This window comes from Sphingomonas flavida (assembly GCF_036663655.1).
GTDB lineage: Bacteria > Pseudomonadota > Alphaproteobacteria > Sphingomonadales > Sphingomonadaceae > Sphingomonas.
The window spans coordinates 1-21,148 of record NZ_JAXOJH010000022.1 but is presented as its reverse complement, the minus strand read 5'-3'; the positions used below and the strand labels follow the sequence as shown (position 1 = coordinate 21,148).

The following is a 21,148-nucleotide window of genomic DNA, read 5'->3' as shown; positions in this document are numbered from 1 at the left end:
GCCTCTGCCCCCCAACAAGAACCCGCGAACAGACGGGGCGGCCGAGAGAGGTATGACGACTGTGCGAACTTCCCCATTCCAAACCCTGATTCCGCGGCGCCGGGCGCTGGGAATCGCGCTACTGCTCGGGTTAACCGGCCTTGGAGCGCCCGTCGCCGCACGGGACACCAAGCCTGCCAAGGTCCGCGAGCTGCATGTCGTGACCTCGGGCGGCTTCACCGCCGCCTTCCACGCGCTGGCGGAGAAATATGAGCGCGACACCGGCGTCCATATCGTCGCCGAACACGGTCCCTCGATGGGCGACACGCCGCAGGCGATCCCCAACCGGCTCGCCCGGCACGAGGATGCCGACGTCGTCATCCTCGCCCGCAGCGGGCTCGACAAGCTGGAGCAGGCGGGGACCGTCACCTCCGGCACCGTCACCGATCTGGGCCTGTCCAAGATCGCCGTCGCGGTGAAGGCGGGCGCGCCCGCTCCCGACATCGCCACGGCGGATGCGGTGCGCAACACCCTGGTCAACGCCAGGTCGGTCGCCTGGTCGGACAGCGCCTCGGGCGTCTATATTCAGTCGGTGATGCTCGACAAGCTGGGCATCGCCGACCAGGTCCGCCCCAAGGGCCGCATGATCCCCGCCACCCCGGTCGGCCAGATCGTCGCGCAAGGCCAAGCCGAGATCGGCTTCCAGCAACTGAGCGAGCTGAAGCCGGTCAAGGGCATCCGCATCGTCGGCCTGCTCCCCGACTCGTTGCAGAAGGTCACGCCCTTCTCGGCGGGCGTCGTCGCCTATTCCCCCCATCAGGCCGAGGCGCGCGCGCTGATCGCGTACCTTTCCTCCCCCAAAGCCTATCCGATCATCCGCGACAGCGGATTGGAACCCGCTTCGCAAAAGGCCAAGCCATGACCCAGGCAACCGCATCCTTCGCCGCCGCCCCCCCGGCGGCGGCCCCCATTTCGGCCGAACGCCGCAAGTCCGCCTTCAAGTCGATCTTCATCGTTGCCAGCGGCAACTTCCTGGAGATGTTCGACTTCATGGTGTTCGGCTATTACGCCACCTACATCTCGAAGGCGTTTTTCCCGACCGGCAGCGATTTCGCCTCGCTGATGCTGACCCTGATGACCTTCGGCGCGGGCTTCCTGATGCGGCCGGTCGGCGCGCTGGTGCTGGGCGCGTACATCGACAAGCATGGGCGGCGGCAGGGCCTGCTGCTGACGCTGGGGCTGATGGCGCTGGGCACGCTCGCCATCGCGGTGACGCCCACCTATGCGCAGATCGGCCTGGCGGCCCCCGTCATCATCCTGCTCGGCCGCCTGGTCCAGGGTCTGTCGGCGGGCGTCGAGGTCGGCGGCGTGTCGGTCTATCTCAACGAGATCGCCCCCGCCGACAAGAAGGGCTTCTTCTGCTCGTGGCAGTCGGCCAGCCAGCAGGCAGCGGTCGTCTTCGCCGCGCTGATCGGCCTGATCGTGTCGACCAGCCTGTCGCCCGAGACCATGCAGGCCTGGGGCTGGCGCATTCCGTTCATCATCGGTTGCGTGATGATCCCGTTCCTGTTCGTCATCCGCCGCCACATGGAGGAGACCGAGGTGTTCCTGAAGCGCAAGGAGCATCCGCCGCTGTCGCAGATCATGCGCACGATCGGCAGCAACTGGGGCGTGGTGCTCCAGGGCGCGCTGATGGCGGTGATGACGACGGTCTTCTTCTACATGATCACCGCCTATACCCCGACCTTCGGCAACAAGGTGCTGTCGCTGACGCCGGGCGCGGCGCTGTTCGTCACCGCATGTGTCGGCGTCACCAACTTCGTCCTGCTGCCCGTCATGGGCGCACTGTCCGACCGGATCGGGCGTCGCCCGCTGCTGATCACCGCGACGCTGCTGGGCGCGGTCCTCGCCTATCCGTTGATGAGCTGGCTGGTCGCCGCGCCCAGCTTCGGGCGGCTGCTGACGGTCGAACTGGCGCTCGCCGCCATCTACGCCACCTATAACGGCGCGTTCATCGTCTACCTGACCGAGTCGATCCCGGCGCATGTCCGCACCGTCGGTTTCAGCCTGGCCTATAGCCTGGCCACCGCGATCTTCGGCGGCTTCACCCCGGCGATCAGCACCGCGCTGATCGGGGCGACGGGTGACAAGGCGATCCCCGGCGCCTGGTGCGCCGCCGCCGCCCTGCTCTCGCTACTCGCCCTGCTGATCGGGTCGCGCGTGCGCCGCAGCGCCGACTGACCCTTCTCGACCGCCGCATCCCATGACGGGTGCGGCGGTCCCCTTCTTCATAACCGAGGCGGCGGCCACCGAGCCTGTCGCCCGCCCCCGAGAGGATGCCGTCATGCATCGTGGAGCCCTGCTCGCGATCGGCCTGTGCGCGCCCCTGCCCGTCGCCGCACAAACCACCCCCGCACCCGCGCAACGCGCCGACGACGTCGCGCGCCTGACCCGCCTGGTCGAGCAGCAACAGGCGCAGATCGAACGGCTGGAGGCACGGCTGGCGGCGGTCGAGGGGACCAGGCCCCAGGCGATGGCCGCCGCCCCGCTGGGCCAGGCCCTGCCCAGCGACGCCCACCCCTCGCCGCCGCCGCAAGTCGCAGCACAGGTCCCGCAGACCCCGCGCAAGCCTGCCCCGCTGGGCCAGTCCCTGCCCTCCGAAGCGCATCCCCCCTCGCTCGACGCGCGGCTGGCACGGATCGAGCAGGCGCAGAACGAAGGCGTCCATGTCGACTGGTCGAAGGGCACGCCGGAGTTCACCAGCGCCGACGGCAAATTCTCGTTCCGTCCGCGCGGCCGCATCCTGCTCGACCTGGCGACCACCAGCGGCAGCGCGCTGCCCAACCGCGACATGACCACGACCACCGCCCGCTCGCTGCGACTGGGATTCGAGGGATCGGTCGGCAAGCACCTGTCCTATGTGCTGGAGGGCGATTTCGCCGACAATGACGTGGCGATCAAATCGGCCTATCTCGCCTGGACGACCCGCTTCCTGGGGCAGCAGGCCGAGTTCGCGCTGGGCAACCGCCTGAACGATCGCGGCCTGGACGGGTCGAGCGGCACCATCTCGGTCCCCTTCATGGAGCGCAATTTCGTCGGCGCAGGCATCATCCCGGTGCGCGGCTTCTTCGGCCTGGGGGCGGCGGCGCGCGTCTATGGCGATGGCTGGCATGTCGGGGTCCAGGTGTCGGGCGACGATATCAGCAATCCCGGCACGGCGGGCGACGGCCTGACCATTGCGGGTCGTGCGCACTGGAACCCGGTGAAGACCGCCGACTGGATCGTCCATCTGGGCGTCTGGGGCTTCCACGAAAACATCGCCACCGATGCGACCCGCCCGACGCGCAGCATCGCGGTCGGCGGTTTCTTCAACGACAATCTGCGCATCCTGCCCGGCACCTTCACCGGCGCGGCGAAGGGCGATGGCTATGGCTTCGAGCTGGGCACCTTCCACAAGTCGCTGTGGGCTTACGGCGAATATGGCGCGCGCCGGATCGAGAATCGCGCGGGCGCCTCGACCGGACAGTCCGCCTGGGCGGTCCAGGGTGGCTGGTTCCTGACCGGCGAGACCCCGCCCTATCTGACGCGCGGCGGCGTGTGGAGCCGCCCCAAGGTCCTGCGTCCCTTCACCTCGGGCGGACGCGGCGCGATCGAACTCGCCACCCGGTACGAGGAACTGGATTACAGCGACAATCCCACCGCCGGGCGCGGCAGCGCGCTGACGCTGGGCATCAACTGGTATCTCAACAATTTCGTCAGGCTTCAGCTGAACGCGATCGACTGGACGGTCGCCAATCCCGCCCAGCTTGGCGGGGCGAGCGATCATGGCCAAACGCTGATCGGCCGGGTTCAGATCGCCTTCTGAGTTTTCCGACCTACGGCAACCATTTGGGATCACGCGCGTCCGGCTAGGGAATGGCAAAAGGACGACGCATGGCGAACACGGCGGTAGTGACGGGCGGAAGTGCGGGCATCGGCCTGGCCACCGCCGAACGATTGGCCAAGGCGGGCTGGAACGTGGCGATCATCGCGCGCGATGCCGACCGGCTGGAGGATGCGCGCACGCTGCTGCTCCGTCACGGCGGACAGGTGCTGGCGATCAGCGCGGACGTGGCCGATGCGGCGGCGGTGGACGCGGCGGCCGACCGGATCGAGCGTGAGCTGGGGCCGATCGACGCCTGGGTCAACAATGCGATGTCGACCGTGGTCGCCCCCGCCGACCGGATCAGCGCGGAGGAATATGCGCGGGTCACCGCCACCACCTATCTCAGCCAGGTGTACGGCACGCTGGCCGCGCTGCGCCATATGAAGCCGCGGCGGCGCGGGTCGATCGTCCAGGTGTCGTCGGGCCTGGCCATCCGCGCGGTGCCGCTCCAGGCCGCCTATTGCGCCGCCAAGTTCGCGGTGTCGGGCTTTACCGACTCGCTGCGGGCCGAGCTGATCGCCGACAAGGTGCCGGTCGACCTGACCGTCGTGTACCTGCCCGCCGTCAACACGCCGCAGCCCGGCTGGGCGCGCAACCATACCGGCCGCGAGCAGGTGCTGCCCGACCCGCTGTTCGATCCCCGGCTGTGCGCCGAGGCGATCCTGTCGGCGATCGAGAAGCCGCAGCGTGAGATATGGGTCGGCCGCTCGACCTTCCAGATGGCGCTGGCCCAGGCGCTGGCCCCCGGCTTCGCCGATCGCCAGGCGAGCGGTTTCGCCGAGGATCAGCTGGCCGGGCCGATCGGTGAAAAGCCGGGCAATCTCGACGCGCCGGTGCCGGGTCCTGCCCGTATCGACGGCGACGCGACCGGCCGCGCCATCGACAATCGGCGCGAATTCTTCACCGCGCGCCAGCGCGACCTGTTCAAGGTCGGCGTCGCGGGCGGCATCGCCGGTGTCGGCGCGCTCGCCGCCCTGGGCCTGTCGCGCGCCCTCGGCCGACCGACCCGCTGAACGACAGGAGATGACGATGACCGACAGCGCCACCCAGACCCGCCGCCGCGAGATTGCGACCGAACATCTGCTGTTCAAGACGATGGAATATGTCGAGGCGCAGCATCCCGGCCTGCTCGACTTTCTGGAGGGCAGCCTGGATCATCTCGGCGATCCGGCGGACGGTGCGGACAAGGATGACGAAGCCGTGCGCGAGATCGCCCGGCGGATGATCGTGGGCGCACGCCGCGAGGGGCGCTGACCCTTCGCGATGGCGCTGCATTTCGTGGGCTTTCGCGGCGACGAATATGCCCGCGCCGTCCGCATCTTCGGCCCACCCGACTTCATCCATATCGGGTGGGACCGCTGGGCGCGGATGGACATGGCGCCCGGCGACATCGCGATATTCGCGAAGGGTACGGCGGAGGACGAGCCCTCCCCCTACAGCTTTCCCGACCTGCACGAAGGGTGACGCCCGTGCCATTCGCAATGCCGTTGGATGGCCTTACGACTCGCGCTGATCCCCGGCCAAGCCAGCAGCGCGCCGCGAACTGCGGCGCGGCACCAACCGGTCGAGCGCATCGGCATTGTCGCGCCCCCAGCCATAAAGCATCTCCACCGGCTCGACGAAACGCTGGCCCTGCTCCGTCAGGCGATACTCGACCATCGGCGGGATCGTGCTCTGGACATGGCGGGTCAACAGCCCGCTGACCTCCATGTCGCGGAGCGTTTGCGTCAGCATTTTCTTCGAAATGCCGGGCAGGCTGCGTTGCAGGACGCCGGTACGCGCCGCGCCGCCATGCCGGGCGTGGAGCGTGTGCAGCACCATGCTGGTCCATTTGGTCGCGAACAGTTCCAGCACGCGGCGCGGCGCGCAATCCTCGCGCCATTCCTCGTCGGGTGTTGCCGGTAGCATGGGTCTGTCTCCAGTGGTTACCAGATGGTGCCTGGGGGCCCAAATGGTGCCGTCTGGACGCGGTGTCCAGCCATGCCCAGCTAAGGGGCCGACATAGGAGGCTTTGATGGCGAAGACGGCATTGGTGGTGGGCGCAAGCGGGATCGTGGGCAGCGCGACGGCGGCGCTTCTGGTGGAACAGGGCTGGACGGTGCATGGCCTGGCCCGCCGCCCGACCGGACAGGCGGGCGTACAGCCGGTCGCCGCCGACCTTCAGGATGCGGACGCGACGGCCGCGGCACTGCGCGGGGTGAACCCGGACGCGGTCTTCATCACCACCTGGGCACGGCAGGACAGCGAGGCGGAAAATATCCGCGTCAACGCCGCGATGGTGCGCAACCTGCTCGACGGATTGCCCCGGCCGACCGGGCCGCGCCATGTCGCGCTGGTCACCGGCCTGAAGCATTATCTGGGGCCGTTCGAGGCCTATGGCAAAGGCATGCTGCCGCAGACGCCGTTCCGCGAGGAGCAGGGGCGGCTGGACGTCGAGAATTTCTATTATGGGCAAGAGGACGAAGTGTTCGCCGCCGCGAAGCGCGACGGCTTCACCTGGAGCGTGCACCGCCCGCATACGGTGATCGGCCTGGCGGTGGGCAATGCGATGAACATGGGCACCACGCTGGCGGTCTATGCCACGCTGTGCCGCGAGACGGGGCGGCCCTTCACCTTTCCAGGCTCGGCCATGCAGTGGTCCGGCCTGACCGACATGACCGATGCAGGCCAGCTCGCCCGCCATCTGCTCTGGGCGGCGGAAACCGAGGCGGCGCATGACGAGGCGTTCAACATCGTCAACGGCGACGTCTTTCGCTGGCAGTGGATGTGGGGCCGGATCGCCGAGTGGTTCGGCGTCGAGGCGGTGCCGTTCGATGGCGTCGTCCGCCCGCTGGAGCAGCAGATGGCAAGCGATGCGCCGCTTTGGCGCGAGATCGCCGCACGCGAGGGGCTGGCCGAACCCGACCTCGATCGCCTGGCCTCGCCCTGGCACACCGACGCCGATCTGGGCCGCCCGATCGAGGTGGTGACCGACATGTCGAAAAGCCGGAAGCTGGGTTTTACCGGCTATCAGCCGACCGACGACGCGTTCTTCGCGCTGTTTGAGCGGCTGCGCGCGGATCGCCTGATCCCCTGACGGCCGACATCAGACGCAACCGCCGCCGCGCCGCGCGACCAGGACGTGCCAGCGGGCGCGGCGGCGGACGGTACGCACCTGCCACGCCACCCCCGTCAGGCGCAGGAACCGCGCCTGGATGGCGGCGGCATGCTGGACGAAATCATAATAGTCGACCCGGTGATGCGCCAGGATCAGCCGCCCGCCCGGCCGTACGCTGGCGGCGACCTGCGCCGCGACCTGCCGCATCGCGTGCGGCGACAGGTAATACAGCAACTCGGCAATGACGACCGCGTCATAGGCCGGGCGTGGAAAGCCACCCGGCAGCACCAGCGGGATGGCCCGCGCGCGGGGCCAGGCGGCGATGGCCTGCGCGGTCAGGCGGGTGCCCTCGATCGTCCCTTCGGTCGCATCCAGCCGCCGCGCGCGCGGGGCGATCGCCCGACTGTTCGACCCGTTGCCGCTGGCGAGCTCCAGCACCCGGCCCAGCGGCCCTGCGCCCAGGCCATTCAGGATCGCGGCGCGTTTCACCCCCTCGTCATGGCTGGAAAAGGTGCGCCAGGGATCATCATCACCCGCGAACTTGTCGGCAAAGCCACTCAGGTCGATGGCACGCGTCACCGGCCCTCCACGAAGCGTTCGACCGGATGGGCAAAGACCGCCAATTCGTGCCGCGCGATCGCGAAGCCCTGCGGGTCGTCTCTGATCGCCCCCAACTGGGTTCGGTGCGCCGCGATCAGCGACCGCTTGGCCGCCGCGCCGCCGGGCAGCGATATGCAGCGGCAGCGATGCCCCATGGAGCGCTGCGGTGGCCAGACGCGATAGGCGAGCCGCCGCCCCGCGAACCGGAACCCCGCCAGCGCCGCGGCGACCGCGCGGTGGTCGGGATGTGCATCGCTCGCCGCCGGACCGACCAGCAGATCGATCCGCCCCAGCCGCCGCAGCCCCCGGTCCAGCCGCTGGTGGCAGCGGTCCTGCTGCGCGGGCAGGGCGCCATCGGGCAGGCGCAGGAACGTCACGTCGCGACGACCGACACGCAGACGGTGCAGCGCATGTCGGCTTTCCCGCTCCCGCGCCGCGATCAGGCGGCGTTGCGGCCAGGCGGCGCTGTCGGGGTGCGAGGCCGCACCGTCGCTGACCACGATCACCGCGACATGGCTCCCCTGTCGGCGCAGCGCGGCGATCAGCGCGGCGGCGCCGATCACCTCGTCATCGGGATGCGGCGCCACGACGACCGCGCGCGTCACCCCCGCAAGGCGCAACCTCATAAGGATGGCACCAGCAGGCCCTGCTCGACCGCGCGCCCGACCCGCAAGCGCTGCGCATCGGGGACCGGCTGGCGCAGATAGACCGTCAGGTCGCTCAGCAGGGCCGAGAGCGGATGCGCGGTGAACTGTCCCGCCAGCCCCACCGCCTCTCGGGCGGTCGCCATGGCGCGCTCGGCCGCATCGGCAACGCCAAGCCGGGCAGCGGCCACTTGCGCCAGCCGGGCTTCCTCCGGGGCCGTATCCTCGAACCAGAAATGCGCGGCGCGCCGAACGATCGCCGCCGCGCCATCGGCCAGCCCGAACAGTTCGGCCAGCCGTGCCGCCTGGAACGGATCGCCCGCGCGGCCCGTCGCGACCAGATGGTCGCGCGTCCGGTCGACGATCCCGGCGATGCCCCCGGCATGGACGGCCACGAAGCGCAGCGCCCCGCCGCTGAAAAAAGGCTCGCGCGCATAAACGCCCGGCGTGCCGATCCGGTCGTCCGCCTCGATCGCGGCGCGCTCCCATCGCACCTGATGCGTCTCGGATCGCTGCATCCCGGTCACCCGCCACCAGTCGAGATCGATGGCGGGGACGACCTGGTCGAGATCGAGCAGCAGCAGTTGCACGCCACCGGGGGTGTCGGCGGTGACCAGCGCATGGCTGAGCACCCCGGCCCCCGACGCATAGCTCTTGCCCCCGGTCAGGCTGCCTTCGTCCAGCCGCAAAGGCTCGCCCGGCAGCGCGGCATTCCACACGCCCAGCGTCGCGCCATGCGCCAGGGCGCGGCCCAGCCGATCGACCTGCGCGGCGGACCCATAGCGCCGGACGATCTGCACCGCATCGACATGCCCCTCCACCAGGCGGCCGAGCGGCAGGTCACGACGACCGATCTCGTATAACTGCCGCAGCAGTGCGACATAGGCCTCGGCCGTGGGCGGATCCCCGGCGGGCCGTTCCGCCCAGCCCGCCGCCGCGACGGTATCGCGCAAGGCGTCTGCCATGGCGTTCATGCCGCGATCTCGCACCCTTGGCCCTCCAATTCCGTCAACAATGCCTCGGCCTCCGACAGCGTGACCAACATGCCCGCGCCCGGCGGTGAAGGTACGACCCGCATCGCAAACGCCTGGGCATTGGGACAGTCGCGCGCGACGCCCAGAATATGATCCGGGGTCAGGCCCAGCCGATCGCCCAAGGCCGCGCGCACATCGACGCGGTCGATCGCGGCGAAGCCGGCCCGCGCCGCCGCCTGCCCGCGCCATTGCCACGATGCCTCGCGCGGATCGGCCAAGCGCGGCGGCTCCCCCTGGTCGAGCGCGCGCAACAGCCCGGCCAGCCCGCCCGCGATCCGCCCCTCGCGCCGGGACGAGGTTTCGACCAGCATCGCCCCGTCGCGCCGCACTCGCATCCCGGCACGCCCCGCATCGTCGAGCAACCGGGCATCCTCCCCCGATGACAGCGGCTGGATCCCGCCAAGCGCCCGATAGGCCGAGGCACGGATGGCGATATTGGCGCCGCCGCTGAAGTGATGCGTGTCGCACGCCTCCCAGGGCACGGGATCGACGATCCGGCGATGACGGTGCAGCCGGTCGTAATAGGCCTCGATCCGGCATTGCTGCGGATCGGCGGCGGCATCGCGGCGGACGATCCGCCCGGCCGCGACCTCCGCCCTGGCGAGCGCCGAAATCCCTGCGGCGATCCAGTCGCGCCCCGGCTGGCTGTCGGCATCGGTCGTGAACAATGCCCCTTCGCCGCCTGCGAGCAGATCGAGCCCCATGGCCAGCGCCGCGCGCCGGGCCGCCCCGGCATTGGGCGTGCCCCGGTCCCCGCCCCGCGCCACGATCAGCCGAAAGTTCAGGCTGGACGCCAGCCGGTCGAGCAGCGCCCCGCTGCCGTCGCGGCAATCGTCGAGATAGAGGCAGAGGCTCAGCCTGTCGCGCTCGACCGAAAGCGCGGCGATCGCCGACAGCAATCCGGGCAGCATCGCCACCTCGTCACGGGCGGGGACGCAAATGACCACGGGTGCCTTGTCGAACAGAACGTCGAACAGAACCGTCCTCCCCGAGCATCATGGTCCGGGCGCGAAAATCCGCCGCAGCCGTCGATCGATACCGATCATCGCACAAAGTGTAGGCGAAGCAGCGCACAAAGACCTTGATCAATATCAACCATTTAGTTGCCGGGCGATTGGCCGATCCGCGCGTTGAAAGGGATAACCCATTCACGACGAAAGACAGCATCATGGCCAATAAGAAAAGCGCGCGCGCGGACGGCAAGATCGAGGGACAGGCCCCCGCCCCTGTCCTTCCTGCCGGGGCCGACCTGCCGACCCATTATGCCGAGGCGCAGGGCCATGGTGGCGAAACCCATCAGACGACGCAGGACGCCGAACGCACGCTGACCACCCAGCAGGGCATCCCCGTCGCCGACAACCAGAACAGCCTGCGTGCCGGCGAGCGCGGACCGACGCTGCTCGAAGACTTCATCCTGCGCGAAAAGATCTTCCACTTCGACCATGAGCGTATTCCCGAGCGCGTGGTCCATGCCCGTGGTTATGGCGCGCACGGCGTCTTCGAGCTGACCGACAGCCTGGCCGATCATACCCGCGCCGACGTGCTGAGCACGGTCGGGCAGCAGACCGAGGTTTTCGTCCGCTTCTCGACGGTGGCGGGCAACAAGGGGTCGATGGACCTGGCGCGCGACGTGCGCGGCTTTGCGGTCAAATTCTATACGAAGGAGGGCAACTGGGACATTGTCGGCAACAACATCCCCGTGTTCTTCATCCAGGACCCGATCAAGTTTCCCGACCTCGTCCATGCCGTGAAGCAGGAACCCGACCGCGCCTTTCCACAGGCGCAGTCGGCGCATGACAATTACTGGGACTTCGCTTCCTTAAGCCCCGAAGCGTGGCACATGGTCATGTGGCAGATGTCCGACCGGACCATCCCGCGCTCGTTCCGCACCATGGAGGGCTTCGGCGTGCACAGCTTCCGGCTGGTCAATGCCGAGGGCCAGTCGACCTTCGTCAAGTTCCACTGGAAGCCGCGCCAGGGCCTGCAATCGGTGCTGTGGAACGAGGCGGTCAAGATCAACGGCGCCGACCCCGATTTCCATCGCCGCGACCTGTGGACGGCGATCGAGGGCGGCGACTTTCCGCAATGGGACCTGGGTGTCCAGCTGTTCGACCAGGAAACCGCCGACCGGCTGCCCTTCGACCATCTCGATTCGACCAAGCTGATCCCCGAGGAAGACGTGCCCGTCCGCATCATCGGCACGCTGACCCTCAACCGCAATGTCGACAATTTCTTCGCCGCCACCGAACAGGTCGCCTTCTGCACCCAGAATATCGTCCCCGGCATCGACTTTTCGGACGATCCGCTGCTCCATGGGCGCAACTTCTCGTATCTCGATACGCAGCTGAAGCGGCTGGGCGGGCCGAACTTCACGCACATCCCGGTCAATGCGCCGCGCTGCCCGGTGATGAATTTCCAGCAGGACGGCCATATGGCGATGCACAACCCCAAGGGGCGCGCCAATTACGAGCCGAACAGCTGGGGCCCGGATGGCGGCCCGCGTGAAAATCCGACGATCGGCTATCGCAGCTTCCCCGCCGAGGTGCAGGGCACCAAGCAGCGTATCCGCGCCGAGACCTTTGCCGACCATTACAGCCAGGCGCGGCAGTTCTTCATCAGCCAGTTGCCCGTGGAGCAGAAGCATATCGGCGACGCGCTGGTGTTCGAACTGTCGAAGGTCGAGCGCGTCGACATCCGCGCCCGCGCCGTGTCGCATTTGCGCCTGATCGACGAGGGACTGGCCGCCACGGTGGCCGACGGGTTGGGCCTGGACCTGCCCGAACCGGCCAAGGCGGCGAAACCCACGCTCGACCTGCGCCCCTCGCCCAAGCTGAGCATCCTGTCCAACGGTCCGCAGGACTTCAAGGGACGCAAGATGGGCCTGCTGCTGACCGATGGCAGCAGCGCGGACCTGTTCGCCGCGCTGACCGCGGCGCTTCAGGCCGAAGGTGCGATCTGGGAAGTCGTCGCGCCCAAGATCGGCGGCGTCACCCTGGACGACGGGACGAAGGTGACCGCCAAGCAGAAGATCGATGGCGGCCCCTCGGTCCTGTACGATGCGGTCGCGGTCCTGCCTTCGGAGGAAGGGGCGGCGCTTCTGGCGCGCGATGCCACCGCCAAGGACTTCGTTGCCGACGCCTTCGCCCATGCCAAGTTCATCGGTCACAGCGCGGCGGCCGCCACGCTGTTCGACGCGGCGGGCGTGACGGCGCGCGACGACGGCTTCGTGCCCCTGGCCAAGGGCAAGGATGCCAAGGCGTTCGTTACCCAGTGCCGCGCCTTGCGCTTCTGGGCACGTGAGCCGGGCGTCGACCTCGACGCCGCCCCGGCCCCCGCCATGGCCTGAGGCGGCAGCGCCCCTCCCCGCACCGATCCCGGATCGACGGTGTGGGGAGGGGCGCGATTGCACGTCCTGCATTTACGTTTGCGCGTTTTGCCGGGAGGCGAACCGCGCGCCTTTGCGTTCTACAGCTACTCTCGGGGCGCTGGCCCGCAATGGATGGACGTGGATTTCATGAGCAAGACGATCGCCGACCTGCTGCACGATACGCTGTTGGAAGCGGGGGTGGAGCGCATCTGGGGTGTGACCGGCGACAGCCTCAATGCCTTCAACGACAGCCTGCGCCGCTCGGGCAAGATCGACTGGATGCATGTCCGCAACGAGGAAGCGGGCGCTTTCGCCGCCGGTGCCGAGGCCGCCGCGACCGGCGCGCTGGCGGTATGCGCGGGCAGTTGCGGGCCGGGCAACCTGCACCTCATCAACGGGCTGTACGATTGTCACCGCAACCATGTGCCCGTGCTGGCGATCGCCGCGCATATCCCGTCGAGCGAGATCGGGCTCAACTATTTCCAGGAAACCCACCCCACCGAGCTGTTCCGCGAGTGCAGCCATTTCTGCGAGATGGTGCAGGACGCGCGCCAGATGCCCGAGCTGCTCCACCGCGCGATCCGCACCGCGATCGGACAGCGCGGCGTGGCGGTGCTGGTGATCCCCGGCGACGTGGCGCTGCAAAAGGCCCCCGATACGCGCGCCGTTCCCTTCCCCGCGCTCGCCACGCCCCGGCTGGTGCCCGACGAGGCTGCGCTGCGCCAGGTCGCCGACCTGGTCGACGGGTCGAAGGCGGTGACGCTGCTCTGCGGTTCGGGCACGGCGGGGGCGCATGACGAGGTGGTGGCGCTCGCCGCCGCGCTCAACGCGCCGATCGTCCACGCTTATCGCGGCAAGGAGTGGATCGAGTACGACAACCCCTATGACGTTGGCATGACCGGGCTGATCGGCTTCTCGTCGGGCTATCACGCGATGATGGAGTGCGACACGCTGCTGATGCTGGGCACCGATTTTCCCTATCGCAACTTCTACCCCGAAAAGGCCAAGGTGGTGCAGGTCGACCGCGATCCCGGTGCGCTGGGCCGCCGCGTGCCGCTCGACCTGGGTGTGGTCGCCGATGTGCGCGAATTCGCGCAGCGGCTGACCCCGCTGGTCCGCCCCGGTCGCGACGACCGGTTCCTGCAAAAGGCGCGCGCGCATTACCGCGACGCGCGCAAGGGCCTCGACGATCTGGCCACCCCGCGTGACGGCGAAAAGCCGCTTCACCCGCAATTCGTCGCCGCGACGGTCGACCGGATCGCCGCCGAGGATGCGGTCTTTACCGCCGATGTCGGTACACCCGCAGTGTGGGCGGCGCGCTATCTGAGGATGAACGGCAAGCGGCGGCTGATCGGTTCGTTCAACCATGGCTCGATGGCCAACGCACTGCCCCAGGCGCTGGGTGTGCAGGGCGCCTTCCCCCGGCGACAGGTCGTGTCGCTGTCGGGCGACGGGGGGCTGACCATGTTGATGGGCGACATGCTGACCGCCGTGCAGATGAACCTGCCGATCAAGGTCGTCGTCTTCAACAACTCGACGCTCGGCTTTGTCGAGATGGAGCAGAAGGCGTCGGGCTATGTCGACGCCAATGTCTCGCTGAAAAATCCCGACTTCGGCGCCATCGCGCGCGAAATGGGCTATTTCGGCACCCGCGTCACCCGCTCCGACGCATTGGAGGCGGCGTTGCGCGAGGCGTTCGCGCATGACGGCCCGGCGCTGGTCGATGTCGTGACCGAAGGGCTGGAACTCATCATGCCGCCCAAGATCCAGGCCGAGCAGGCCAAGGGCTTCAGCCTCTATGCCGCCCGCGCGGTCCTGAGCGGGCGCGGTGACGAGGTGATCGAGCTGGCCAAGGCCAATCTGTTCCGCTGACGGGCGCGCGCCGGGTTCTCAAACGAGAATCCGGCTCGACGTTGGATTCCCGGTATGATGTGGCAGTTGAACCGGCCGCGAGCTGGTGAACACTGGCACATTGTACCGGATGAATGGCGGAGCGGGAGTCCTCATAACTGTTGTCCCGGCTGATTCATCGCCGTTCGGATAAGCCCCTGTTTCCCTAGGCGGTAGGCCAGCCGCTCGTTCGCGTCTGATCGTTGACGTTCACGCAGAGTTGGGCAAGAATGTGGGTTCTTGTGTGGGGTCTGAGTGAATGGGTAAGCTGACTGCGTTGGCCGTGAAGGCCGCGAAAGAGCCGGGTCGCTACGTCGATGGACAGGGCCTGATGCTGGTTGTGAAGCCGAGCGGCGCGCGATCGTGGCAGCTTCGCGTCCAGGTGGACGGACGGCGGCGCGACATAGGGCTGGGGTCAGCCTCCACGCTCAGCTTGTCGGAAGCGCGAGAGAAGGCACTGGAAACCCGCAAGCTGATCCGCACCGGTGTTGACCCGGTTGAGGCAAGGCGATCAGCAAAGCAGCCCGCAGCCGCCGCGCGCACGTTCAAGGAGACAGCCGAGGCTTTGCACCTCGAACGTGCAGGCGACTGGAAGAACGTGAAGCACCGCGGACAGTGGATCACCACGCTACGGACCTATGCCTTCCCTGCAATTGGAGACGTGCCAGTCGCGAAGGTGGCAGGGCCAGCGATCCGCGACCTGTTGGTCCCCATTTGGCAATCCAAGCCGGAGACGGCACGGCGGGTATTGCAGCGGATCGGCACCGTACTTGATTGGGCGCACTCGACGGGTGAGCGCGACAGCGAAGCACCGATGCGCTCGATCCGGGCGGGTCTGCCGCGACAGACGAAGCAGGCCGAGCATTTCGAGTCCCTTCCCTATGCCGATGTACCGTCACTGATGGCGAAGCTGCGAGAGGCGGACACAGCGGGACGGCTGGCACTTCGCTTCCTGATCCTGACGGCGGCGCGATCGGGTGAGGTGCGGGGCGCGACGTGGGAGGAAGTCGACCTGACGCGCGGGCTATGGTCCATCCCTGCTACCCGGATGAAGGCTAAGCGCGCCCACGTCGTGCCGCTGTCCGCCGCCGCCGTGGAGGTGCTGGAAACGACGAAGGCGTTGCGCGCCGGTGTAGAGCAAGAGCCGATCTTCCCCGGCATCAAGCGCCAGCCGCTCAGCGACATGACGCTGACGAAGGTGCTGCGTACCGCCGTCGATGGATCGTGGACCGTTCACGGCTTCCGATCCAGCTTCCGCGACTGGACGGCGGAATGCACCGACGTTCCGCGTGAGGTAGCGGAGGAAGCTTTGGCCCACGTTCTCACGAACAAGGTGGAGGCGGCCTATCGCCGCACAAACTTCCTCGGCAAGCGGCGGTCGTTGATGGCCGATTGGGCTGCGTTCGTTGCACCACAAGGCTCGGTTTGCTCGAACGCGCAGGCAGCACCGGTGGATTAGGATTGTCACTCATACGCTTCGAGTTTGCTTGACCCACCATCCAACATCGGAAAGGTTCGTCAGCGACACCCGCGCCTGCAGGCGCTGGCTAATGTTAGATTATAGGGGATGAAAAGTTATGGCTATGAGGATCAGGCGGGTCGCGAGAGCGCCGCAAGAAGCTGTAACAGCTCGTCGCCTCTCGTCCTTTCGAGTGGCCGGCTTATTCGGTTCTTACGACTACTATATACCAATAAACACAGATGAAAGAATCACGGCGATCATTGCGCCTAATGGCTATGGGAAGACGCTGTGCCTTAGGATGATTGACTCACTTTTTTCAGGGCGTTGGTCAGTTTTTGTCGAATATAAATTTGCCGATGTTGAATTCGTTTTTACCGACGGATCGCGCATTCTGATAAATAAAGACAACAAGCGGGATGATCCTGATTTTACCACCGCCATCGGCATTAGAGTAACTGCAATTGCTCCTGATGGCGGCAAGTCTGCGCCTTGGCGTCCCCGCACCATTGATGGCAAAGTATCTTATCAGCTTGAGCGGTATCTGCCATTTCTGACTCGTATAGCTCCGAATATGTGGACGCACGATCATACCGGAGAAGCTTATTCTCTTCAGCAGGTGGTCGAAAACTTTTCGGATAGTATTCCCGCTCACATCACTGAAAGCATATTTGGAAAGGTACCAGCCGCTGTAGCGGCTTTGATTGATAAGATCGACTGCCACCTTATCGAAACGCAGCGCCTACTAGTAATGCATAAGATGAGCGATAGTCGAGAGTTTAGAATAGGCGGTCGTCGGCCCGCACCAGCGCTTGCAATTAGCAAAAAGGCTCAAACTCTAAAAACAGTGATCGGTGATCAGCTTACCGCCTACGCTGCATTATCTCAGTCCCTCGACCGTTCATTTCCGCGGCGGGTTATATCACAGACCTCTTCTATTCCTGAGGATCAGCTCAAGACTAAGTTAGATGTCTTGGATGAGAAACGTCAACGCCTCATGGCCGCTGGCATCTTAGATACGGAGGCTGACGACCCTGTGTCGTTTCCCTCTGGCCCAATGGAGCCGGCGATATCCCGCGTCTTAAGCGTTTATGCAGACGACACTGAAGAAAAGCTTGGTTCTCTTTCTAAGCTCCTCTCTAGGATTTCGCTATTCAGAGAGCTGGTGAACGAGCGTTTTGTGACTAAGGACGTGCACGTAAACAGAGAAAATGGGATTGATGTTTCTTTCAATGGAAGCCCAGTCCCCCTTGAAAAACTATCGTCTGGTGAGCAACACCAGCTTGTCTTATTTTTTGAGTTGCTTTTTGAAATTGATGAAAACTCCCTCATCCTCATTGATGAACCGGAACTCTCACTACACGTTTCGTGGCAGAAGAAATTTATTTCTGACTTAAAGAAGATCATCAATCTTAACAAGTTCGATACTATTCTCGCAACACACTCCCCACAGCTTATCGGAAGATGGCAGAGTCTAGTGGTCGAACTCGGCGATGTCGATGAGGATGACACTTACGAAATTAGCATGAATGACGAAGGCGTTCCTCTGTGAAGTCTATCACTAAATATATTGATGGCTGGGATATAGCTCAGGAAGTCAGGCTAGAGAGAAAGGTGCACAAAGGGGCATTTTTGTTTGTTGAGGGTGATACTGATTATAAAAGAATTAGAAAGTTTATTGACGAAGTTAATTGCTCCGTCGTTGTTTGTTTCGGCAGAGACAATCTTGAGGAAGCTATCGACCTACTTGAAGATGAGGGTTTTCCGGGCATACTCGGACTTGCAGATGCAGACTTTGATCGCTGTGGCTGGGGTAACCCGTCGACGGCCGACAACATCATATATTCTGTTTCTCATGATTTCGATTTAGATTGGATGACCGCTAGCGTTATTGCGGCCTACTTGGGAGAGTTCGGGGATAGCCAAAAGATTGAGGCTCTCGGAGGATCGGCAGCAGTTTTAGAGATCGCAAAGAGAAGGCTTGAACCGCTATCCATTTTGAGAAGCCTAAACCAGAGGGGCATAATCAGAATGAAGCTTTCAGATGTAGACATCGCAGCTGCTTACAATGGCCAAAATATCGACGTATCTGTGCTCGTGGCCAACATTTCGAGGGGTATAAATTCGACTCAGCCGGCAAGAACTGCGCTTGAACAAAGGATCGCATCAGAGATGGGGCAGGCCCGACTCTGGGATCAGTTCACAAACGGACATGATACGTGCGGAATGCTCGGTATAATGCTCAGGTCAGAAATAGGCTCACGCAGAGATTCAAACACCTATGATAGAGAAATCGCCGCCCACGTACGCCTGACGTATTCCATAAATGAATTTTGCAGCTCGCAATTGAGAAGGGATATAGAAAGCTGGGAACGAACCAACACCCCTTATAAGATCCTTTTGGTAAATTGCTCCGCAGTCAGGACTGCTATGGTAAACTAGAGAGCCGCTGTGGGAATCTGACTATCAACACGGGCAAGAAGGAAGCTGCTTTAGACCACCCAATAGACAACGGGTCACCGACGGCAGCTTTCTAGTTTTTCGATCTGCTCCTTCGCGCCGACCGTTATGCCGATGAACTTGCGGAGCCACAGCTTCACGCGGCGCTGGCTTCCTTCGTCCACCACGTCGACCAGCAAGTCGCGGTCGCCTTCCGTGGTGTAGGACATGCCGCGTTCGATTGGCATGGCGACGATCTTCGCGGAGAGCGTGCCAGCCCATCGCGATCCAAGGCAGCTTTGCAGGTCAGGAAGGCTCCGGCTCGACGTGGCCTCCCAACGCGGCGGGCGCTTGCGCCATTGGTCGGCGGTTGCGTTGACGATCATGGGCGCGCTCAGGGCCAGAGCGATGACGGCGAACGATTTGGTTTTCGGCATGTGCCTCACTCCCTTGATGTGTGAGGCGACCGGCGGAGCCAGGTGTTCGTAACCCGCGCACGCAGTACGGGGCGCGGACGCCTTTGAGCCGGAGCCTTGGACATGCGCGCCCGCCACCCGGCCGAGAAGCTCGACCGGACTGCGTGTCATTGGGGTTACGACGCCCCGCGACCGGGACATACCAGTCGCGGGTTCTATGTGCCGGGTGGGGCGTGGAGGCGCAACGGTCATTCGCGGACATTCAGCCTCCACCACACGCCACCAAGCGCCCAACGTTGCTGACGACTTCTTCGCGGTGCTTCAGATGGATGCCCATCGCTCAACAACGATGGGACAATGACATGGAAAACCCCCGCTTTCTTCGAGAGGCTGACGCCGCCGCCTACCTTGGCCTTTCGCCCAAGACGCTCAGTCGCTGGCGATGGGCGCAGTGCGGCCCGACGTTCCGCCGCTTCGGCACCTCCATCCGCTATGCGATCGAAGACCTGGAGGCGTTCATTGCGAACGCGGAGGTGACGCGATGAGCGGGGCAGTCCTGCCCTCGCCGCCGCCGGGTGTGACGATGCGACCGTTCCGCATCGTTGCCCCGGACTTGGCCTCGCCCGAGTTTGAGGCGATCGCGACCCACCATTGTGACACGGTCCTCTGCGTTGGTCCTTTCGATGGCCGATCAGAGGCTAAGCTGTTCGGCTACAGCGAGGGATACGTCCGACACCAATTGAGGCCGCTTGTATTCGCCCGCAGCGATCGAGCGTACTTCTGTAGCGCGGATCATGGCGGCTACGTCATGCTTTGGCGTATAGCGGAAGGTCGCCCGCGTGGTGCCGGACGGGCGGACGATCCGCCCCGCAAGCTTGCCCATTGGGAAGCGTTGGAAGCCGGCGTTGCAATGATCCTCTGTCCTGAGCCGGATGACGATGCAATCGACGCCGCTATCAGCCGTGCCGCGAGGATGCGAGCGCAGGGCCGTGGACGCTTCCAGTTGTTCTTCGATAATGCCGGTGCGCTCTGGGTGACCAGACTGCCGGACACGCCGTGAGCGACAACTCCGAGAATATCTTCCGCTAACCAGCGGCGATCAACCCTCCCTCCATATACATTCACTTTCCTATTCTATTGCTCTTATATCATTCATATGGCTACAAGAATTATTAATAAATACATCTTCACTTCTTATTTAAGAGCAATGGTTTAGGAAAATGAATTGTGATGGAGGGAGGGTAGCGCCCAAAAGGAAATGACATGGGACGCCCTAGCCCCTACCTCCACATCAAGAACCTCCCCATCGGCGGCGAAGCCACCGAACGGCCCGAAACTGGCGAAACACCGGAAAAGGCGCTGAAACGCCTGAAGGATCGCTTCGCGAAGTACGCAAAAGAGGGCCTTCACTTCCGCGCCAAGATCGACGGCGACGTCATCCGCGTGCAGCGCACGCGAGAGGGACACAACACCAAGGTCGGCGACTGGCTGATGATGAAAGCAGGCGACCGCCTGTTGCTCAAAACTAGCCCGACGCCTGCCGATATCAAGAAGGCTCGTGGCTCATGCGACTACATGGCGACGCGCGAATGGAACAAGATAAAGCATCTTTCACTGGCCGAACGCCATTACCAGCGAATTAGATCAGCCTCTTGGAGTATCACCCCGGATCGGCAGGGGCGTCTCGTGGTCGAGTGCTGGACTGACGTTGATGGCAAGGAGATCGACAACACGCTGGGAGATGCGGCACCGCTGCGGACCCTCTGGACAGGCGAGTGGCCGTAAAACGAGAAGTTACCCGGTAAAGCCGCCGATAAGCCGTTCCCGTTGGTGCTGCGTCGAATACATGGGTCTGCGGAGGTCAACGTATGAACCAAGAAGTTACCCACCCTGCGCCGCCGCGATTGTCCTACAGCGTAGCGGAGGCGTCTCGCGCCACCGGCATAGGCCGCACAACCCTTTACAAGCTAATGAGCGACGGATTGCTATCGTCCGTGAAGATCGGCAACCGCCGCCTCATCCCAGCATCGGCGCTGCAAGCGATCCTCCAAGCCGCCTAGGAAGATCGTACAGCGCCGTTCGCCCCTTGCCGGTGTCTGCGTCCATGCCGCCGCCGATTGCCGCTCCTGAAGATTCCTAGTCCGTTTTAAGGCATGGTCGGCCGGACGCTTGCATCGCCTCGCTAGAGCGGTTTTCAGCCGAATTGAATCATCGGGGCTTCACATGACGGCCGTTTTCTGATTCACGATCCGTGCTGGGGAAGGAGGCTGGCGCGAATGGGTCGAGCTTTATCACGTG

General features: G+C 64.8%; 22 protein-coding genes. 16 read left to right on the top strand and 6 right to left on the bottom strand.

All coding sequences use genetic code 11. From position 1 onward, the window contains the following. The first annotated feature begins 61 nt into the window (after positions 1 to 61). From U1703_RS17155 to U1703_RS17130, 6 genes are all read left to right on the top strand, one after another. Positions 62 to 901 (top strand): substrate-binding domain-containing protein, encoded by an 840-nt coding sequence (locus U1703_RS17155; RefSeq protein ID WP_332786687.1) that lies wholly within the window; start codon positions 62 to 64, stop codon positions 899 to 901. Next, on the top strand, positions 898 to 2,220 hold the full coding sequence (locus U1703_RS17150; RefSeq protein ID WP_332786686.1) for an MFS transporter: 1,323 nt from the start codon (positions 898 to 900) through the stop codon (positions 2,218 to 2,220). The genes U1703_RS17155 and U1703_RS17150 overlap by 4 nt, the downstream gene beginning before the upstream one ends. A 103-nt stretch (positions 2,221 to 2,323) precedes the next feature. Further along, positions 2,324 to 3,844: an OprO/OprP family phosphate-selective porin gene (locus tag U1703_RS17145; RefSeq protein ID WP_332786685.1), complete on the top strand. Its 1,521-nt coding sequence runs from the start codon at positions 2,324 to 2,326 to the stop codon at positions 3,842 to 3,844. Between the two features lie 68 nt (positions 3,845 to 3,912). After that, positions 3,913 to 4,917, top strand: a complete 1,005-nt coding sequence (locus U1703_RS17140) for an SDR family oxidoreductase (protein ID WP_320453154.1) — start codon at positions 3,913 to 3,915, stop codon at positions 4,915 to 4,917. A 16-nt stretch (positions 4,918 to 4,933) separates the two neighbouring features. Next, positions 4,934 to 5,158, top strand: a complete 225-nt coding sequence (locus U1703_RS17135; protein ID WP_332786684.1) for a hypothetical protein — start codon at positions 4,934 to 4,936, stop codon at positions 5,156 to 5,158. 9 nt (positions 5,159 to 5,167) lie between these two features. Beyond that, a complete protein-coding gene (locus U1703_RS17130) occupies positions 5,168 to 5,368 on the top strand; it encodes a hypothetical protein (RefSeq protein ID WP_332786683.1) in 201 nt (66 codons plus the stop codon). Positions 5,369 to 5,401: 33 nt separating this feature from the next. Here the strand turns inward: U1703_RS17130 and U1703_RS17125 are convergent, their stop codons facing one another. Continuing rightward, positions 5,402 to 5,812 (bottom strand): winged helix-turn-helix transcriptional regulator, encoded by a 411-nt coding sequence (locus U1703_RS17125; protein ID WP_332786682.1) that lies wholly within the window; start codon positions 5,810 to 5,812, stop codon positions 5,402 to 5,404. 106 nt (positions 5,813 to 5,918) lie between these two features. On the opposite strand from U1703_RS17125, the gene U1703_RS17120 reads away from it, so the two are divergent. After that, complete coding sequence (locus tag U1703_RS17120) at positions 5,919 to 6,980, top strand: SDR family oxidoreductase (RefSeq protein WP_332786681.1); 1,062 nt, start codon at positions 5,919 to 5,921, stop codon at positions 6,978 to 6,980. A 9-nt stretch (positions 6,981 to 6,989) separates the two neighbouring features. On the opposite strand, the gene U1703_RS17115 is transcribed toward U1703_RS17120, so the two are convergent. The 4 genes from U1703_RS17115 to U1703_RS17100 are packed head-to-tail and all read right to left on the bottom strand — an operon-like array spanning position 6,990 to position 10,226. Then, positions 6,990 to 7,580, bottom strand: a complete 591-nt coding sequence (locus U1703_RS17115) for an SAM-dependent methyltransferase (protein WP_332786680.1) — start codon at positions 7,578 to 7,580, stop codon at positions 6,990 to 6,992. Next, positions 7,577 to 8,227, bottom strand: coding sequence for a PIG-L deacetylase family protein (locus U1703_RS17110; RefSeq protein WP_332786679.1), 651 nt, complete (start codon positions 8,225 to 8,227; stop codon positions 7,577 to 7,579). The genes U1703_RS17115 and U1703_RS17110 overlap by 4 nt, the downstream gene beginning before the upstream one ends. Next, complete coding sequence (locus U1703_RS17105) at positions 8,224 to 9,219, bottom strand: acyl-CoA dehydrogenase family protein (protein ID WP_332786678.1); 996 nt, start codon at positions 9,217 to 9,219, stop codon at positions 8,224 to 8,226. Before U1703_RS17105 ends, U1703_RS17110 begins: the two co-directional genes overlap by 4 nt. Next, a complete protein-coding gene (locus U1703_RS17100; protein WP_332786677.1) occupies positions 9,216 to 10,226 on the bottom strand; it encodes a glycosyltransferase family 2 protein in 1,011 nt (336 codons plus the stop codon). The genes U1703_RS17105 and U1703_RS17100 overlap by 4 nt, the downstream gene beginning before the upstream one ends. A 221-nt stretch (positions 10,227 to 10,447) precedes the next feature. Here U1703_RS17100 and U1703_RS17095 point away from each other — a divergent pair, with 221 nt between their 5' ends. From U1703_RS17095 to U1703_RS17075, 5 genes are all read left to right on the top strand, one after another. Then, complete coding sequence (locus tag U1703_RS17095; protein WP_332786676.1) at positions 10,448 to 12,625, top strand: catalase; 2,178 nt, start codon at positions 10,448 to 10,450, stop codon at positions 12,623 to 12,625. A 168-nt stretch (positions 12,626 to 12,793) separates the two neighbouring features. Then, positions 12,794 to 14,518, top strand: coding sequence for a ubiquinone-dependent pyruvate dehydrogenase (gene poxB / locus U1703_RS17090; RefSeq protein ID WP_332786675.1), 1,725 nt, complete (start codon positions 12,794 to 12,796; stop codon positions 14,516 to 14,518). Positions 14,519 to 14,795: 277 nt separating this feature from the next. Next, entirely contained in the window at positions 14,796 to 15,995 is a 1,200-nt protein-coding gene (locus tag U1703_RS17085; protein ID WP_332786674.1) for a tyrosine-type recombinase/integrase, read from the top strand. A gap of 118 nt (positions 15,996 to 16,113) precedes the next feature. After that, a complete protein-coding gene (locus tag U1703_RS17080) occupies positions 16,114 to 17,547 on the top strand; it encodes an AAA family ATPase (protein WP_332786673.1) in 1,434 nt (477 codons plus the stop codon). Beyond that, complete coding sequence (locus tag U1703_RS17075; protein WP_332786672.1) at positions 17,544 to 18,437, top strand: hypothetical protein; 894 nt, start codon at positions 17,544 to 17,546, stop codon at positions 18,435 to 18,437. The genes U1703_RS17080 and U1703_RS17075 overlap by 4 nt, the downstream gene beginning before the upstream one ends. A 74-nt stretch (positions 18,438 to 18,511) precedes the next feature. Here U1703_RS17075 and U1703_RS17070 read toward each other — a convergent pair whose 3' ends face one another. Further along, positions 18,512 to 18,871: a hypothetical protein gene (locus tag U1703_RS17070; RefSeq protein ID WP_332786671.1), complete on the bottom strand. Its 360-nt coding sequence runs from the start codon at positions 18,869 to 18,871 to the stop codon at positions 18,512 to 18,514. A gap of 341 nt (positions 18,872 to 19,212) precedes the next feature. Between U1703_RS17070 and U1703_RS17065 the strand changes: the two genes are divergently transcribed. From U1703_RS17065 to U1703_RS18990, 4 genes are all read left to right on the top strand, one after another. After that, positions 19,213 to 19,395, top strand: a complete 183-nt coding sequence (locus U1703_RS17065) for a helix-turn-helix transcriptional regulator (RefSeq protein WP_332786670.1) — start codon at positions 19,213 to 19,215, stop codon at positions 19,393 to 19,395. Continuing rightward, positions 19,392 to 19,910 (top strand): hypothetical protein, encoded by a 519-nt coding sequence (locus U1703_RS17060; protein ID WP_332786669.1) that lies wholly within the window; start codon positions 19,392 to 19,394, stop codon positions 19,908 to 19,910. The genes U1703_RS17065 and U1703_RS17060 overlap by 4 nt, the downstream gene beginning before the upstream one ends. A gap of 203 nt (positions 19,911 to 20,113) precedes the next feature. Further along, positions 20,114 to 20,635, top strand: a complete 522-nt coding sequence (locus U1703_RS17055; RefSeq protein ID WP_332786668.1) for a hypothetical protein — start codon at positions 20,114 to 20,116, stop codon at positions 20,633 to 20,635. 83 nt (positions 20,636 to 20,718) lie between these two features. Beyond that, on the top strand, positions 20,719 to 20,910 hold the full coding sequence (locus U1703_RS18990; protein ID WP_443025831.1) for a helix-turn-helix domain-containing protein: 192 nt from the start codon (positions 20,719 to 20,721) through the stop codon (positions 20,908 to 20,910). Positions 20,911 to 21,148 lie beyond the last annotated feature (238 nt).

Excerpts from the sequence above, each read along its gene's own strand:
- U1703_RS17085 (WP_332786674.1), top strand. The coding sequence starts at position 14,796 with ATGGGTAAGCTGACTGCGTTGGCCGTGAAGGCCGCGAAAGAGCCGGGT.
- U1703_RS17145 (WP_332786685.1), top strand. The coding sequence starts at position 2,324 with ATGCATCGTGGAGCCCTGCTCGCGATCGGCCTGTGCGCGCCCCTGCCC.
- poxB (WP_332786675.1), top strand. The coding sequence starts at position 12,794 with ATGAGCAAGACGATCGCCGACCTGCTGCACGATACGCTGTTGGAAGCG.
- U1703_RS17140 (WP_320453154.1), top strand. The coding sequence starts at position 3,913 with ATGGCGAACACGGCGGTAGTGACGGGCGGAAGTGCGGGCATCGGCCTG.
- U1703_RS17055 (WP_332786668.1), top strand. The coding sequence starts at position 20,114 with ATGGGACGCCCTAGCCCCTACCTCCACATCAAGAACCTCCCCATCGGC.
- U1703_RS17150 (WP_332786686.1), top strand. The coding sequence starts at position 898 with ATGACCCAGGCAACCGCATCCTTCGCCGCCGCCCCCCCGGCGGCGGCC.
- U1703_RS17105 (WP_332786678.1), bottom strand. The coding sequence starts at position 9,219 with ATGAACGCCATGGCAGACGCCTTGCGCGATACCGTCGCGGCGGCGGGC.
- U1703_RS17120 (WP_332786681.1), top strand. The coding sequence starts at position 5,919 with ATGGCGAAGACGGCATTGGTGGTGGGCGCAAGCGGGATCGTGGGCAGC.
- U1703_RS17095 (WP_332786676.1), top strand. The coding sequence starts at position 10,448 with ATGGCCAATAAGAAAAGCGCGCGCGCGGACGGCAAGATCGAGGGACAG.
- U1703_RS17110 (WP_332786679.1), bottom strand. The coding sequence starts at position 8,227 with ATGAGGTTGCGCCTTGCGGGGGTGACGCGCGCGGTCGTCGTGGCGCCG.
- U1703_RS17060 (WP_332786669.1), top strand. The coding sequence starts at position 19,392 with ATGAGCGGGGCAGTCCTGCCCTCGCCGCCGCCGGGTGTGACGATGCGA.
- U1703_RS17130 (WP_332786683.1), top strand. The coding sequence starts at position 5,168 with ATGGCGCTGCATTTCGTGGGCTTTCGCGGCGACGAATATGCCCGCGCC.
- U1703_RS17125 (WP_332786682.1), bottom strand. The coding sequence starts at position 5,812 with ATGCTACCGGCAACACCCGACGAGGAATGGCGCGAGGATTGCGCGCCG.
- U1703_RS17065 (WP_332786670.1), top strand. The coding sequence starts at position 19,213 with ATGGAAAACCCCCGCTTTCTTCGAGAGGCTGACGCCGCCGCCTACCTT.
- U1703_RS18990 (WP_443025831.1), top strand. The coding sequence starts at position 20,719 with ATGAACCAAGAAGTTACCCACCCTGCGCCGCCGCGATTGTCCTACAGC.
- U1703_RS17080 (WP_332786673.1), top strand. The coding sequence starts at position 16,114 with ATGGCTATGAGGATCAGGCGGGTCGCGAGAGCGCCGCAAGAAGCTGTA.
- U1703_RS17135 (WP_332786684.1), top strand. The coding sequence starts at position 4,934 with ATGACCGACAGCGCCACCCAGACCCGCCGCCGCGAGATTGCGACCGAA.
- U1703_RS17070 (WP_332786671.1), bottom strand. The coding sequence starts at position 18,871 with ATGCCGAAAACCAAATCGTTCGCCGTCATCGCTCTGGCCCTGAGCGCG.